Raw genomic sequence first — 14,637 nt, forward strand, 5'->3', positions numbered from 1 at the left:
AAAATAGCGCATCTTGAATTCGTAGCAACTCCAGATCTATGCTTTTTGATCAAATAAGAATTATTGAGTTCGTAAGGCGTAAGAACGATAACGTTGCCTACCGCTGGCTACAAACAGAAGTTGGTGCTCAACTAACTTGTGAAGAATTCGCCTTGCATGCTGGTCTGTAATTCGTAAATGGGAGGACAACTCTGATGGCGTAAATGGACGAGGTATCCGTCTCGCGTAACGGATCGTTTCAGCTTCAAGCCAGGTCAAATTTTTAGGTACATCCATCGCAATGAACTTCCCAATAAAGGAAAGAACAAACTGCTGGCAACGTTTGGGTTCATCCGTAATGGAAAGATAGGAAATCGGCATAAAGATCCAATCGTCAAGTGCTAATAAACAATGCCGCCAACATAAGTCCTTAAAGCGACGCACATCGAGGTCTCTTGCGTGCGGTCCATAGCCTTGTATTTCGATTCCTCCCTTTACATCGCCGCCAGGCATATAAGCCAAGTCCAGATAACGATACCCATTGTTAGAATCACGTACCTCCCATTCGGGATATAAATCATTGAAGTTTCTTACAGCAGGAAACCAGACAGAACGCAAAAATTCACGTGTGCCATGGCCAAGTCCCTTCTCCAATAATTCGCGCCTTCTGTGATTTTCTTCTTGAGCAATGACTGATTTCATCCATTCCTCATAGGCTTGGTCAAATCTAGTTATCATTTGTCACTTCCTTCCTTAACACTGGCCGCTGAACCGAAAAAAACCACTTTGACACAATCTCACCCAGGAAGGTGGAGAATGTGTCAAAGCGGCGTGTGCTTCACAGCCAATGTTATATTGTTAGTATAACGAGAATGAGAATTATTTCAATATCTATCTAACATGCGACTGAGCAGCATTTCATCGTTAATGGATAGTGAAGCTGACTGACCCACATCACTATCCAATGCCTTATCATGGTTTGCAAGGTGGGCATAGAGAAGAACAGACTAACAAATAAATTTGAAACAGAGTCGGGCGAGTTTCTCGTGCGGCTCTGTCCTACTTCCATTTAGGTGGTTTATCATTGGGCCGCCTTGATCACAAATTGAATCACGCGATTGAAATCATAATTAAGGAACTTATCAAAGAGCGAAAATAGCAATACTTTTGAATTAAGATTAAAATTCTTCACTTTCGACGATAATTCAAGTATTAAAATAACGGGACTGATAATTATGGATATGATCATTCTTTACTCAGTTTGGATCATTACTGCTGTTCTTCTGGTGATATTTATTAATCGGAAAAATTCGATCAAAGCACAAGTAAGTTTTTTATTCATGCAAATTCCCAGTTGGTTATTTGGTGCTTGGGTTGTCCAAAAAGGATTGATCGAATACCCTGTAGGGTTTCTAAAGATAGTTTACAAATCAAGTTTTACTTTTGAATTTTTCGTCTTCCCTTCCGTAAGTGCCATTTTTAATGTTCATTTTCCTAAAGACAGATCATGGTTTGTTAAATCTATTTACATCCTTATTTTTCCAACAATTATTACAATAATTGAAGTCATTCTAGTAAAGTATACTCAACTGATTAAATACTTAAATTGGGATTGGTATTGGAGTTTCATTACCATAACCTTCACTCTATTAATTTCATACGGTTACTATCTCTGGTTTTTCAAAAAAATAAAGAAAATGTATGGTAATCCATAGATATGAGAATACCCTTTATCGAGGCCATTCAAAGATGAGCGACCGCGTTTAACGAGGAGAGACTTTGGTCTACGACCAAAGATCCCTATATTAGGTTTTATCGCCAATAAGAAAGCGGTTTTCGGGAACCGAAAACTTATACTTTCTTATGTGGTAAAAAAATTCCTATTCACCTCTAATCAATTGTGATAGATTGATTTTATAACCAGTTGGAGGTATATCACTTTGAATCCTGTCACCGAGAATTTCGTTAAGCAACATCAAAAATATTTGTCCGATAACCCCAACGAACTAGAGAAATTCGGCTCAGTCTATGATCACATGCTATTTTACTTAACCAGTATTCTGGGTATTGATGAGAAGCAAGCTTTGCAATGTATCCTTGATCTCAAAGCGGATATATCTTGTGATCTTCTTCCTTACATAGTTAAAAGTGAAATAATTTGAAAGCGGTTTAATCACCGGTTTATTTGGATCCTAGTTACGAGCCCTCAACAACCAATCCGACAATCCGTACCCTTTAAGGTTGCGGATTTTTGTTATGATCCAACATCGGAAGCAAGGAGAAGCCGCGGCCCATTAAATACAGATGTTGCATCATTTTTATGCTAAAATTAACCATAAGTACTCAGTACAGTCACTACGAATAAAAAGGAGAAATAATGATGACAAAAGAATTTTGGCTCAATCTGCCGGTGAAAGACCTCAAAAAGTCAAAAGAGTTTTTCACGACGCTTGGATTTTCTTTTCATCCGCGACATCACAATAGCGATGATGCTGCTGGCTTGCTAATTGGAAATAGCAACGTTATCGTAATGCTTTTTCCGGAGTCCACTTTCAAAAGTTTCACAAAAAATGATATTGCGGACACTAAGCAAGGCACAGAAGTATTGCTTTCCTTTGATGCCGAGAGTAAAGAAGAAGTAGATGAGATGTTGGAGAAAGCGGTAAAGGCAGGCGGCACAATTTACGGTGAGCCCCATGATCAGGGCTGGATGTATGGCGCTGGATTCACTGATTTGGATGGTCATCGGTGGAATGTGTTGTACATGGATATGAGTAAGATGCCGAAGGAGTAAAGATGTATAATTATAAAATAAGAACACTGTAGCCATGTAGGTTACAGTGTTCTTATTTTGTAATAGCTTATGCCTGAACCGACAAGTCATTCCTTGACGGCACCGATGGAAATCCCATTAACAAAGAACCGTTGCAGGAAGGCGTAGACCACTAATATTGGCAGCACGCCGATAAATATCTGAGATGCCCGAATCGTTCGTTGCGATTGATTGGCAACCGCTGACAGATCAATCTTGGACATATCCGCTTGAACAATGATGGTTTGCATGAAACTTGCAAGCGGGAGATGCTCAGCATCTTTCATATAGATCAAGCCGTCAAAATAAGCGTTCCAATGTCCCACCATCGTAAACAAGGTAATCGTCGCTATGGCTGGTAATGAGATCGGCAAGTAAATCATGAAAAAGGTTCGCAAATGTCCGGCTCCGTCAATAAAGGCAGCTTCCTCAAGATCTTTAGGAACGTTACGGAAGAAGTTAAGAAGCAGAATGAGGTTATAGACTGCTACCATTCCTGGCAGAATAAGCGCCCACAGCGTATTCATCAAACCAAGCTTATAGACAAGTATATAGTTGGGAATCAGGCCCCCGTTGAACAGCATAGTAATGACAAAATACCAGAGATAGCCGGTGCGTGCACGAAAGACGCGAGTATCTTTCGAGAGCGCGTAAGCTGCAATGGCGTTAACGAACATCGCAAGCACCGTTCCAAGGACAGTCCGTTTAATGGATACCCCAAGCGATGTAAGAAATTGGGCATTGTTAAACGTTTTTGCGTAGGCTTCAAATGTAAAACCGATCGGCCAAAACGTAACCAACCCAGCGTTGGCAGGAGCGTTTGAGCTTAAAGACACCATCAGTAAATGGATTAACGGAAGTAGGCAAAGAATAGAGATTATGATCAACAGCGTATTGTTAAACACGGTAAATATGCGATAAGATAACGTTTTGTGGTACATATGTTGTCCTCCTTAAAGTTTTCGTCAGATAACTGGCCTCGTAATCCTTACTGAGTTTTCGTAAGAAAACTGGCTTCGTAAGCGTTACTGAGTTTTCGTAAGCATTCGCTTAGAAAATTCGATACCCAGCGAATCGATAAGCAAGACGGTAGGATATGATGATTAAGATTAAGCTGATAAGCGATTTAGATAGACCGACTGCCGTTGCGAAGCTGAATTGTCCACTAAGGAGACCTTCCCGATACACAAACGTGTCAATAATATCTCCCTGCTGATAGATCAGAGGACTATACAAGTTAAATATTTGGTCGAAGTTCGCATTCAGCACATTGCCGAGAGCCAAAGTTGCAACTACGATTGCGATCGGTATAAGGGATGGTATCGTAACATAAAACGCTTGCTTGAAGCGGCTCGCTCCGTCAACTTCAGCTGCTTCGTACAGCGCTGGATTAATAGCCGTAAGCGCCGCTAGGAAGAAAATCGTATTGAACCCAAATTCTTTCCAGACATCACTGAAGATAATGGTAAATCGGAACCAACTGCCGTCGCCCAGAAAGAAAATCGGCTTAATGCCAAACACACTGGAAAGGAACTGGTTGACAAGCCCAGTCTGGGCAAGCAAATCAATCAGAATGCCTGCGAGTGTAACCCAGGAAAGAAAATGGGGAAAGTAGACAAGTGTTTGGATCGACCTTTTGAGCCCTATGTTCCTTACCTCATTCAATAACAGGGCGAAGATAAATGGGATGATTAAGTTCAGCACGATCTTGGCACAAGCAAAGAACAGGGTATTCCACGTAATTTTCAAAAAGTAATCATTCGCCAACATATAATGGAAATGCTTCAAGCCCACCCAAGGGGAGCCGGTTATTCCCAATCCTGATTTATAATCCTGAAACGCCATGACGATCCCCGACATGGGAAGATAAGAAAAAACGAAAACCAATATGACAGCCGGCAGCACCATGAAGTGAAGCATCCATGGCTGCTTGTAGCTACTTTTCCTTTTCACGCGTTCGGTGGCCTTGTGGGTCACTTGCAGATCTGTATTCGCCTCCATAGCTCTCTACCCCGTTCCATAAAAACTCATTTGTGTATTTTGACAAACCCTGATATATATAGTATCAACAAACGCTATCCTTAAACTATAAGACATTGTTAGGATTGATAGGGTTTTGTTAGGGACATCTTTGGGGGGATCGGCTATGGAGCTGCGCAGAGGCATCGAGTTAATTAAAAGAAGGATGAGTTCCAGGTTTAGCCTGTTTGCCAAAATGAACGGTCTGATTGTCATTTTATTCATCCCGATCATTCTTGTATTTACCTATTCCAATAGAATCGCATTCAATGTTATAGATAAAGAACTTCAGGCATCCAACATCAAACAACTCTCTTTTCTATCCAGTCAAATTGACTCGAGGATCAATCAGATGATGGACTTTGTCATGACCTTTTCGAAAGATCCAAATGTTCAGAAATTCAATGGGTTAAATATCTGGGAAGATCGCTATGATCGGATGCAGACTAGATACGTGGTCCAGGAAAAGATGGTACTGCAGTCTGGTATTATGAACATATGGCCGGTTAAATACACGGTTTATTCCCAACAGAACAAAGAAGCCATTTCTAATTCCACGAATACGTTCGAGTATGATGAAAGTTATTTGAAAAGGAATATGACCGGAAAATGGACTTATGGGGATGGTGAAAGCATGACCCAAGGAAGTCCGAAGTCCTTTTATTGGTTCTATACGGATTCATTCGGCCAACATGATACGCTTAACGGAAGTAATTTGGTGGTCGAAGCCAGCTTCGGTCATGAAAATATTCAAAATATGCTGGACACGTATAAGTCAGGGGGGCAAGGAGATCCTTTATTTTACCACAAGGGTGAGACTCCGATCTTGAATCGCAGCGCGTCCGCGCAGCTATCGAATGACCTCATCCATTATTTGGACGATCAGACTCTCGCAGATACGACGCAGCAGGTCGTCAGGTTGGAGAATAATAATTATTTGGTTAGCGCTGTGAAATCTCCTCAGTTGGATTGGTATCTGGTTGACATTGTTCCACTTGATCAAATCTTAGGACCGATATCGTTCAGCCGCAATCTATTCTATTTAGCGATGGTTCTGCTTTTTGTGGTCGGTATTTCTTCTTCGGTCTTTCTATACCAGAATGTTCAACGTCCGATCAGAAAGCTGATCCGCGGCTTACAGAGCGTGCAACGGGGGGATTTTTCAGTAAGGATCAACGCTAACGTGCCGAATGAGTTTTCTTTCCTATTTTATCGATTTAATGATATGTCTCAGCAAATTCAAGGGTTAATTGAAAACGTATTGAATGAGAAACTCCGGGCCCGAGATGCGACTTTGAAGCAATTGCAGGCACAGATTAATCCGCATTTTCTTTACAATTGCCTTGGCTACATTGTGAACATGGCCCAGATGAAGAACGAAGAGGCTGTCGTTTCAATGGCGTATAATCTAAGCGCATACTACCGTTACACGACCCGAATGGAGCGGGAAACGGCTAGTCTGGATGAAGAAATTCGACTGATCGTCAACTATCTAGACATTCAGAAACTGCGTAACGGCAGAATTGATTATCATATCGATATACCCGAAGAGATGTTGAACCAACAAGTCCCGCGCTTGATGCTGCAGCCGATCGTAGAAAATGCCGTCATTCATGGAGTAGGGAAATCGTATTCATCGGGTGAGATTCGAATTAGCGGCGAGATGTCAGACGGTTATTGTAAAATTTATATAGATGACGACGGCCCCGGAATGACGGAGGATCAGCACCAAGCATTAAATCGTAAAATGCAGGAGCCATTGCAAGAGAAAATGGGCTGCGGTCTTTGGAATACCAACCAACGGATCATGCACCAATTCGGAGATAAGTCCTATCTCTTTTTCACAAAATCGTATCTAGGCGGATTTCGGACAGAACTCATTTGGGAACTAACATCCGGAGAAGAACATCGCCATCATCCCTTCATACAAGGAGGCAGCTAACATGCAGATGATCATCGTAGACGATGAAGCTCACTGGGTAGACAACCTATCCATGCACAAACCCTGGCACACACTCGGCATCGAACAGGTTCATAAAGCTTATTCCGCGCATGAGGCGCTTCAAATCATCGAGATGCACCCTATCGATATTGTCATATCGGATATTCTCATGCCTGAAATGACTGGCATAGAGCTCATCGAGCGCGTTCGCGTGTTTGATAAAAGAATAAAATGCATTATTTTATCGGGTCATTCCGACTTTGAGTTTACGAAAGAAGCTGTCCGTAACCAGGCGGTGGATTACCTGCTGAAACCGCCGACTGACAACGAATTGTTCGGAGCCGTCAAAGCTGCCATCGATCAATTGAATGCGGAATGGGAAAGCATCAGCTCCTATGAGCGCACGCAGTACACCCTTCGTGAAAACTTGCCGCTTCTTCGCGGCCAACTTCTTCTTGACGCCTTGCGGGGTCATCGCATGCCCGCCGACGAATGGAGTCGGAAGCTGGAGAATTACGGATTACCGTTTCACTATGGCGACTGTGCTCTGCTGCTCGTCCGAATGGAGGAAGAATTCGGGCAATATACAAACAATGGGCAGCAGTTGATGGAATATGCGATCATCAATATGGCCGAAGAGATTATCGGAGAATTTACCGAGGTCTGGGGTGTTAAGGAGGAGCATGGGTATCTTGCATTTCTGCTTCAGATAAAGGGAGATCGTTCTCGCGCTGGGAAAGAAACGATTCTAGAAAAGCTGTCCATGCAGCTTCAGTATAAAGTGAAACAGTTCTTGAAAGGCTCTCTGTCTATCGTCATCACGGAGTGGTTTCACTTCCCAGACCAGCTGCCGGACCGTTACAGACAGGCAGCGGCCTATTTCCGGCAAATTGTAGGGGATGAGCGGGAATTCGTGCTTCGGGTTGGCGAATTGGAGCAGAATATTTCGCAGGGAACCTTGGACGCTATCCAAATGCCTCCCACATTGATTAACTTGTTGGAGGCTGGGCGATGGGAAGCGGCTGAAGATAAATTGGCTGCTATATTTGCGGAGCTCGAACAGAAATGGTCCGAATCCTGGGAGCACTGTATGGAAGCTGGATTTGTCATCGCCTCTTCCTTTACCCATCTCACACATCGGAATGGCTACGCGCTGGGCAAATTATTAGGATCTGATATTGAACCCTTGCAGAGCGGAGAGGCTTTCAGCTCCATCAACAAGCTTCGAAAGTGGTCTCTGGGCGTGCTTGGCAAGCTCAAAGAAAGCACGTCGAATGAAGTCAAAGATATTCGCTCCTTGTATGTGAAAAAAGTTCAGGATTTTGCGGAGAAAAACTTGCATCTTGACGTTTCCCTGCGCGCGCTGGCAGACCATGTTAATCTGCATCCAACGCATTTGTCCAAAATTTACAAGATTGAAACCGGTCAAGGCATCAGCGATTACATGTCCTCGCTCCGAATGGAGCGCGCTTGCCACTTGCTAAAGACGACTGACAAAAAGGTGTATGAAATCAGTATGGAAATCGGATATTTGGATCCCGCTTATTTTATTAAAGTGTTTAAACGCCAGTTCGGCGTAACGCCGCAAGAGTTTAGAGACGGTATATAATTGCCTAACAAAGTCTTACGAAAACTAAAATAATCATATAGATACCTTCCCCAATAAGTTGGTAGAGTTAGCATGTAGTAATCTTTCACCGTAGGGGGAAATCAAAAATGAGTAAATTCAAAAAACCATTAATACTGCTCGCAGTTACGGCACTTATGGTCGTTACGGCCTGTACCGCAAAGCCTGGTGAGAACGCGCAGCCAGTCAATACCGCGTCGAATGAGACCGCTGCATCCGATGCTGCATTCAAGAAAGGCAAATACGATCCGCCGATTGATATTAGCACCGTATTGATGCCAAAGAAATATGTTAAAGGCGACACCAAAGAAAATAATGTCCACGACCGTTGGATGCTGGAGCAGTTCGGTATCAAGCACAAAGATACTTGGTACCCTGCCGGCGCGGATCAATATAAGCAAAAGCTTCAGTTAGCTATTGCTTCCGGAGAAAAGCTTCCTGATTTCGTATTTGTGCCAACTGACCCCGTATTGACCAACCAACTGATCGATTCCGGCCAGTTTATTGCAATTGACACGTTGTTTGAAAAGTACGCAAACAAAACTTGGAAAGACCATACTACTCAGCATCCAGAGCTATGGTACCCTTTCACGAAGAATGGCAAGAAGTACAATCTGCCAATTCTTGAGTATACCGATAATGACGATACGTTGTTATGGCTGCGGGAAGATTGGATGGAAAAACTTAAACTTACGCCTCCCAAAACGATCGCGGAATTAGAGAACGTGATGGACAAATTCAAGAATCAGAACCCGGATGGGCTTGCTGCTAAGGACGTCTATCCGCTTGCGATTTCCTTGAAAAACAATACGAACACATGGATGGGCGGACTGGACTGGCTGTTCGGTGCGTACGGAACGATTGAAGAGCAATGGAATAAGGACGCCAATGGTAATTTGGAATACGGTTCCGTCAATCCAGGAGCTAAGCAAGCACTCGCCAAACTGCAAGAATGGATGAACAAAGGCTATATTCATCCCGATGCGGCTTTGTGGGATGAGGGGAAAGCAGCAGAACTCTGGACAAAAGGGAATGCGGGCGTTCTACCTGGTGCAAACTGGGTTCCGGACTGGCCAGCTCCGGATTTGCTGAAAAACGTAAAAGGATCGAAGTTTAAAGCCTACCCAGTTCCTACGGGTCCAAATGGGCAGGCGGGTACGAAATGGCAAAACAGCGGCGTGAACAGCAGCTTTATGATTAATAAAGACGCCAAGCATCCGGAAGCATTTTTCATATATTACAACTACATGCTTGACAACTTGGCCAATCCACCAGTCGGCAGCAAATTCGAATACGGCTTTGCCCAAGGTTACGACTGGGATATCGTGGATGGAAAACCAACTAGCGATAAAGACAAAATCAAGGACTACTCCAATGACTTTCATTTCATAGCCGGACCAGCGCGGATTCCGGATCTATATATGAAGACGCTGGTTAAGCTTGCAGACGGTAATAAGCCTGAAACTCCTTACGAGAAGCAAGTTGCGGAATTCCGCAAACCTGAGAACTGGTATGCCGCGAAAGTCGTCATGTCACAAATGGACATTCGCAAGCAAAACTATTTCACTGGTGCGGCAACGCCGACGATGATTTCCAAATGGAACCTTCTGCGTCAGTCTGAAATGGAAACATTCAACAAAATCATCTATGGCAAATTGCCGGTGAATGCGTTTGACGAATTCGTCGCTAGTTGGAAGGCTAATGGCGGTGATCAGACAACGAAGGAAGTCAACGAGTGGTACACATCAGTAACTAAAAAATAAATGCTGTAGTTAGAAAATTACGATTTCAAAACGGGCGAAAGCCCGTTTTTTTACGTCCTATTTAAGCAATGAAAGTGTGAGTTCTATAGAATTATTCATAAATGAGCGATCTGGCCGTGATTTCATCATGACAGTAAGCCCAATTAACGATACGACAAGCGTCTGTGCTAAGGCTAATGCATTCGTAACGTTCTCAAGCTCACCCGATCGTATGCCCCGCTCAATCGCTTCTTGAAATATAGCGGATAGATACATCTGATGCTCTCTTGTGAGTATTTCAAATTTGGCGTCGTGAGGTGCAAGTTCCACCATCGTGTTCAGGCAGAAACAACCCCGATTAAGCCCCCCCTCGTATTCTTCAGTCCCTATACTTTCAAAATAAGAACGAAATGCTTCTTTCACGGATGACTTTTTTTGAAGTCGAGCTCTAACATTAGAAGCGTGAAACTGCGTATATTTACGAAGCGCAGCTTCAAACAGTTCTTTTTTGTCACCAAATGCGGAGTAAATGCTTGGACGCTGGATTCCCATTTTGGACGTTAAATCACTTAACGAGGTTGCCTCGAATCCTTTTTCCCAAAATACATGCATAGCTGCGTCTAATGCTTTTTGCTCATCAAATTCACGGAGCCTCGCCATGTTAATCCCCTCTTTTCATAACGATCAGTATGATATAAGTTTATACTTACCGGTTATTCATTGTCAAACAGTTGACAAAATAGAGTTATTAAGCATATATTTTTATTTAAATAACTTACTGATCAGTATGTTATTACAGGATTTATTCAAGGAGGAGAGTGCACAATGGAAAAGCTTGAAGAAAATATGGTGGTTACTATCGGGGATGCAAGCGATGTGGGAGTGAAAACAGTACAAAGCGAGTCCGATGAATCCAAATCGGGTGAATCCAAATTGATTCACACTTCATCACTTTCACGCTCGGCCACGCTGTTGTTAGCTGTCGCCAGCGGGCTGGCTGTCGCCAATATCTATTTCGCACAACCGCTGCTCGACACTATAGCAAAGGAGTTCAGCATTAGTCAATCGTTCATAGGCATAATTATTACAATCACTCAGATTTGCTATGCTTTGGGACTTCTACTTTTAGTACCGCTTGGCGATCTATTTGATCGACGTCGTTTGGTTGTCAGTATGCTGCTATTATCCGTATTAGCACTTTTCACTGTAAGCATTGCTCCTACAATAACTGTGCTTTTGGGAGGTATGGCTGTGGTAGGGCTGCTTGCCGTCGTGGTACAGGTGCTTGTCGCATTCGCTGCAACTTTGGCTGCACCGACTGATCGTGGCAGAGTGGTTGGCTTGGTGACAAGCGGTGTTGTGATCGGCATTTTGTTGGCGCGCACCATCGCTGGTGTACTGACGGATCTCGCTGGCTGGCGTGCCGTCTATTATGTCTCCGCGGCAATAACGCTTTTAATGGCTCTCGCTTTATTTCGGATGCTGCCACGCCAAGATAAAGTAAAAGCTACCCTATCCTATCCACAATTGTTGCGCTCCGTGGTCACCCTGTTCATCCAAGAACCGATACTGCGCATACGTGCTGTCATCTGTATGCTAATCTTTACTGCGTTCAGCATTTTATGGACTTCGCTCGTACTGCCGCTCAGCGCTCCTCCATTATCTCTTTCACATACCGTAATCGGGTTGTTTGGCCTAGCAGGTGTTTCGGGAGCGCTAGCAGCTGCGCGAGCTGGACGTCTCGCCGATCGTGGACTAGGCCAGCGAACAACCGGTATAGCTCTCGTTCTGCTTCTAGGATCATGGCTGCCTATTAGCTTTACCGAGCACTCGCTGTGGGCATTGATTATCGGAGTTGTCGCTCTGGATCTCGCGGTGCAGGCTGTGCACGTCACCAATCAGAGCATGATTTTGAAGTTACGTCCAGAGGCACGCAGCCGTCTCACTGCTGGCTACATGATCTTCTATTCTATCGGCAGTGCTGTCGGTTCAATTTCTTCAACTGCTGTCTACGCGCATACTGGTTGGATCGGCGTATGCTTGCTGGGTGCCTCAGTAAGCGCCTTGGCCCTGCTCTTTTGGGCATTAACCCGACGCCTAACGCATACGTCTTAGAAACTTGCAACTTTAGTAATAAAACATAAAACCCGGTTTTACTGCCTATCAGCAGCAGATCCGGGTTTATCATGAATGGAAAGCATTATCCTACTCACAACCGGTAGGCATAACGCTAAAATTCGATTTTTAAGTCTTTCAACAAACTTAGTGAAGGTAAAGGGTTATTGTGGTTACCAATGTTGTATTTTCTACAACAATCCACACGCCAAAAGGCGATTTTGCATCTTGAAGTTGCATATCGTACAACATTTTGAGCCCATTTGTTGCTAAATGCTCGATATTGGGCAAAATTGTTGTACATTATGCAACATCGAAGGGAAATAGGCGAGATTTAGGCAGCAATTGTTGCATTTTTTACAACATCATTTAAAAAGAGAATATGGATCCATTCATCCGGCAATCTCAAGTGAGCATAAATGAAGATGGATGGTCTCCTAACTATTGATTTTTTTTATATTCCGTCGGCGTAAACCCAGTATAAGCTTTGAACAGCTTGCAAAAATAACGATAATTGTCTACGCCAACCGCCTCTGCCACCTCATATATTTTCATCGTTGTCTGCGTCAGCAGTTCTTCGGCCTTCTTCATTCGGTGTCGGCATAAATAATCGGTAAAATGCTCACCGGTCTCTTGCTTGAACAATTGCCCCGCATAGGAAGGATGTAGGACGTAGCTGCACGCGCTCAGCAAGATCGAAAATTTGAATATCCTCAGCATATTTTCATGATTAAAGCGGCACATGCTTTGAACTTCCTTACGGTAGGACATCCTCACTTGCTCCCCAAATGCCTGCTCCAGCTCGTTAACAGTTTGTTCCCACCAGCTGCCAAATTCCTCCCAAGTCTCGACCACTGAAAGATCGGTCATTGTAAATGGTATCCATAGCCATAATCATTTGCTCTGCACCGCTTAAAAGCTGCTATGAAGATGCCGAAACTACCTAAATTTGTGCTTCTAATTCTACGACGGAATGCTGATATCAATGCCTCCCGTCACCTCTGTGTATGTCTCGAATGTCTTCAGGATGAAAAGTTTAATTACTATTAGATTCCCGTTAGTTATTTAACACGCTTGGCGCAAATGTTAGGATAATAAAATCGAATAATCGATTACTTTTGTACGATTAATGGTAGAATATTCATTGACGGAACGCACATTCGATACAATTGAAGTGAAAGGTGTGATAGATTTGAACGTCCTTCTTTTCGGAGCTACAGGCATGGTCGGACAGAGTGTACTGCGCGAATGCCTCCTCGATCCTCAAGTTCAAAGCGTGCTGACTGTAGGTAGAAACACCACCGGTCAGAATCATCCCAAATTGCACGAACAGGTGCATGCTAATCTTCTGGATCTATCTGACATTGAGCATAAACTGTCGGGCTTCGACGCTTGTTTTTTCTGCCTTGGTGTCTCTTCCGCGGGCATGACCGAAGACCGCTATCGGGCAATCACCTATGATATTACGATGCATGTTGCTGAGACATTAGTGAGATTGAACCCCAATATGTCGTTCTTTTATGTAACAGGAATGGGAACAGATAGTACGGAAAAGGGTCGCAGTATGTGGGCGCGGGTGAAGGGAAAAACGGAGAATGATTTGCTTAAGCTTCCATTTAAGGCGGCTTATATGTTCCGTCCAGGAGGTATTCTTCCACTGCATGGCGTCAAGTCCAAGACTAAACTGTACCAGAGCATTTACACCATAACGAAGCCTCTCTACCCAATGTTAGAAAAATGGTTCCCGAATTCGATTACGACTTCAGAGAAGATCGGACGAGCAATGATCAAAATTGCCAAACAAGGGTATCCAAAATCAATCATTGAGGGCCGTGATATCAATCTCATTTGAGAAATTAGCAATATAAACGTGGGGCTGTCCAAAGTGGATATTATGCCTCTACCGGGTGACTTTCGATCACGAGAGGAGTAGATCATGGTTACTGCTGATGATATTAGAAGCATCGCGCTGTCATTACCGGAAACGGAAGAGCATGACCATTGGGAAAAACCTTCCTTTCGTGTACGCAGTAAAATTTACGCGGTGATCCAACCAGATGGCGTGTCACTTGTGATTAAAACGACCAAAGAGGATCGAGCAGCTTACACCATGATGGATCCCGATGTTTATCAAATGCCAGACAGCTTCCAAAACTTAGCGTTCATGATTATTCGAATGGATCGTATCCGTCCTGAGGAATGCCGTAACATCCTTACACTGGCTTGGAGCCTAGTAGCTCCATGATTATGCAAGAACAACACAATGAAGAATATGGGTTCCCCAGTGTAGATATTCTCATGCGGATTATTACGAAATAACGAAATGTACGGCTCAGAATGGTTGCAAATAGCTGCAAAAAGCTCATATCGAATGAAATATTGACAATAAAATAAAGGAGTG

General features: G+C 43.6%; 13 protein-coding genes. 8 read left to right on the plus strand and 5 right to left on the minus strand.

Annotated elements, in window-relative coordinates:
- Window positions 1–60 precede the first annotated feature (60 nt).
- Entirely contained in the window at window positions 61–714 is a 654-nt protein-coding gene (locus tag ACBP55_RS28680) for a transcriptional regulator (protein ID WP_464653430.1), read from the minus strand.
- 506 nt (window positions 715–1,220) lie between these two features.
- On the opposite strand from ACBP55_RS28680, the gene ACBP55_RS28685 reads away from it, so the two are divergent.
- The gene (locus ACBP55_RS28685; RefSeq protein WP_464653431.1) at window positions 1,221–1,694 is read left to right on the plus strand and encodes a CBO0543 family protein; all 474 of its coding nucleotides are present in this window, start codon (window positions 1,221–1,223) and stop codon (window positions 1,692–1,694) included.
- A gap of 665 nt (window positions 1,695–2,359) precedes the next feature.
- Window positions 2,360–2,773 (plus strand): VOC family protein, encoded by a 414-nt coding sequence (locus ACBP55_RS28690; RefSeq protein ID WP_464653432.1) that lies wholly within the window; start codon window positions 2,360–2,362, stop codon window positions 2,771–2,773.
- 86 nt (window positions 2,774–2,859) lie between these two features.
- Here the strand turns inward: ACBP55_RS28690 and ACBP55_RS28695 are convergent, their stop codons facing one another.
- Window positions 2,860–3,732, minus strand: coding sequence for a carbohydrate ABC transporter permease (locus ACBP55_RS28695; RefSeq protein ID WP_464646485.1), 873 nt, complete (start codon window positions 3,730–3,732; stop codon window positions 2,860–2,862).
- A 109-nt stretch (window positions 3,733–3,841) separates the two neighbouring features.
- Window positions 3,842–4,792 carry an ABC transporter permease gene (locus tag ACBP55_RS28700; RefSeq protein ID WP_411829407.1) on the minus strand — a complete coding sequence of 317 codons (951 nt, stop codon included), beginning with the start codon at window positions 4,790–4,792 and terminating at the stop codon, window positions 3,842–3,844.
- Window positions 4,793–4,937: 145 nt separating this feature from the next.
- On the opposite strand from ACBP55_RS28700, the gene ACBP55_RS28705 reads away from it, so the two are divergent.
- From ACBP55_RS28705 to ACBP55_RS28715, 3 genes are all read left to right on the plus strand, one after another.
- The gene (locus tag ACBP55_RS28705; RefSeq protein WP_464646487.1) at window positions 4,938–6,752 is read left to right on the plus strand and encodes a sensor histidine kinase; all 1,815 of its coding nucleotides are present in this window, start codon (window positions 4,938–4,940) and stop codon (window positions 6,750–6,752) included.
- A 1-nt stretch (window position 6,753) separates the two neighbouring features.
- The gene (locus ACBP55_RS28710) at window positions 6,754–8,361 is read left to right on the plus strand and encodes a response regulator transcription factor (RefSeq protein WP_464646489.1); all 1,608 of its coding nucleotides are present in this window, start codon (window positions 6,754–6,756) and stop codon (window positions 8,359–8,361) included.
- Window positions 8,362–8,468: 107 nt separating this feature from the next.
- On the plus strand, window positions 8,469–10,142 hold the full coding sequence (locus ACBP55_RS28715) for a type 2 periplasmic-binding domain-containing protein (protein WP_464646491.1): 1,674 nt from the start codon (window positions 8,469–8,471) through the stop codon (window positions 10,140–10,142).
- Window positions 10,143–10,199: 57 nt separating this feature from the next.
- Here the strand turns inward: ACBP55_RS28715 and ACBP55_RS28720 are convergent, their stop codons facing one another.
- Window positions 10,200–10,781, minus strand: coding sequence for a TetR/AcrR family transcriptional regulator (locus ACBP55_RS28720; RefSeq protein WP_464646493.1), 582 nt, complete (start codon window positions 10,779–10,781; stop codon window positions 10,200–10,202).
- A gap of 165 nt (window positions 10,782–10,946) precedes the next feature.
- On the opposite strand from ACBP55_RS28720, the gene ACBP55_RS28725 reads away from it, so the two are divergent.
- Window positions 10,947–12,236, plus strand: coding sequence for an MFS transporter (locus ACBP55_RS28725; protein ID WP_464646495.1), 1,290 nt, complete (start codon window positions 10,947–10,949; stop codon window positions 12,234–12,236).
- Window positions 12,237–12,677: 441 nt separating this feature from the next.
- Here the strand turns inward: ACBP55_RS28725 and ACBP55_RS28730 are convergent, their stop codons facing one another.
- Window positions 12,678–13,106 carry a helix-turn-helix domain-containing protein gene (locus ACBP55_RS28730; protein ID WP_464646497.1) on the minus strand — a complete coding sequence of 143 codons (429 nt, stop codon included), beginning with the start codon at window positions 13,104–13,106 and terminating at the stop codon, window positions 12,678–12,680.
- A gap of 322 nt (window positions 13,107–13,428) precedes the next feature.
- Between ACBP55_RS28730 and ACBP55_RS28735 the strand changes: the two genes are divergently transcribed.
- On the plus strand, window positions 13,429–14,088 hold the full coding sequence (locus ACBP55_RS28735) for an NAD-dependent epimerase/dehydratase family protein (protein WP_464653433.1): 660 nt from the start codon (window positions 13,429–13,431) through the stop codon (window positions 14,086–14,088).
- 84 nt (window positions 14,089–14,172) lie between these two features.
- Entirely contained in the window at window positions 14,173–14,481 is a 309-nt protein-coding gene (locus tag ACBP55_RS28740; RefSeq protein ID WP_464646498.1) for an MmcQ/YjbR family DNA-binding protein, read from the plus strand.
- Window positions 14,482–14,637: the final 156 nt, after the last annotated feature.

Source organism: Paenibacillus sp. WG02 (assembly GCF_055396115.1).

Excerpts from the sequence above, each read along its gene's own strand:
- ACBP55_RS28685 (WP_464653431.1), top strand. The coding sequence starts at position 1,221 with ATGATCATTCTTTACTCAGTTTGGATCATTACTGCTGTTCTTCTGGTG.
- ACBP55_RS28690 (WP_464653432.1), top strand. The coding sequence starts at position 2,360 with ATGACAAAAGAATTTTGGCTCAATCTGCCGGTGAAAGACCTCAAAAAG.
- ACBP55_RS28695 (WP_464646485.1), bottom strand. The coding sequence starts at position 3,732 with ATGTACCACAAAACGTTATCTTATCGCATATTTACCGTGTTTAACAAT.
- ACBP55_RS28700 (WP_411829407.1), bottom strand. The coding sequence starts at position 4,792 with ATGGAGGCGAATACAGATCTGCAAGTGACCCACAAGGCCACCGAACGC.
- ACBP55_RS28705 (WP_464646487.1), top strand. The coding sequence starts at position 4,938 with ATGGAGCTGCGCAGAGGCATCGAGTTAATTAAAAGAAGGATGAGTTCC.
- ACBP55_RS28710 (WP_464646489.1), top strand. The coding sequence starts at position 6,754 with ATGCAGATGATCATCGTAGACGATGAAGCTCACTGGGTAGACAACCTA.
- ACBP55_RS28715 (WP_464646491.1), top strand. The coding sequence starts at position 8,469 with ATGAGTAAATTCAAAAAACCATTAATACTGCTCGCAGTTACGGCACTT.
- ACBP55_RS28720 (WP_464646493.1), bottom strand. The coding sequence starts at position 10,781 with ATGGCGAGGCTCCGTGAATTTGATGAGCAAAAAGCATTAGACGCAGCT.
- ACBP55_RS28725 (WP_464646495.1), top strand. The coding sequence starts at position 10,947 with ATGGAAAAGCTTGAAGAAAATATGGTGGTTACTATCGGGGATGCAAGC.
- ACBP55_RS28730 (WP_464646497.1), bottom strand. The coding sequence starts at position 13,106 with ATGACCGATCTTTCAGTGGTCGAGACTTGGGAGGAATTTGGCAGCTGG.
- ACBP55_RS28740 (WP_464646498.1), top strand. The coding sequence starts at position 14,173 with ATGGTTACTGCTGATGATATTAGAAGCATCGCGCTGTCATTACCGGAA.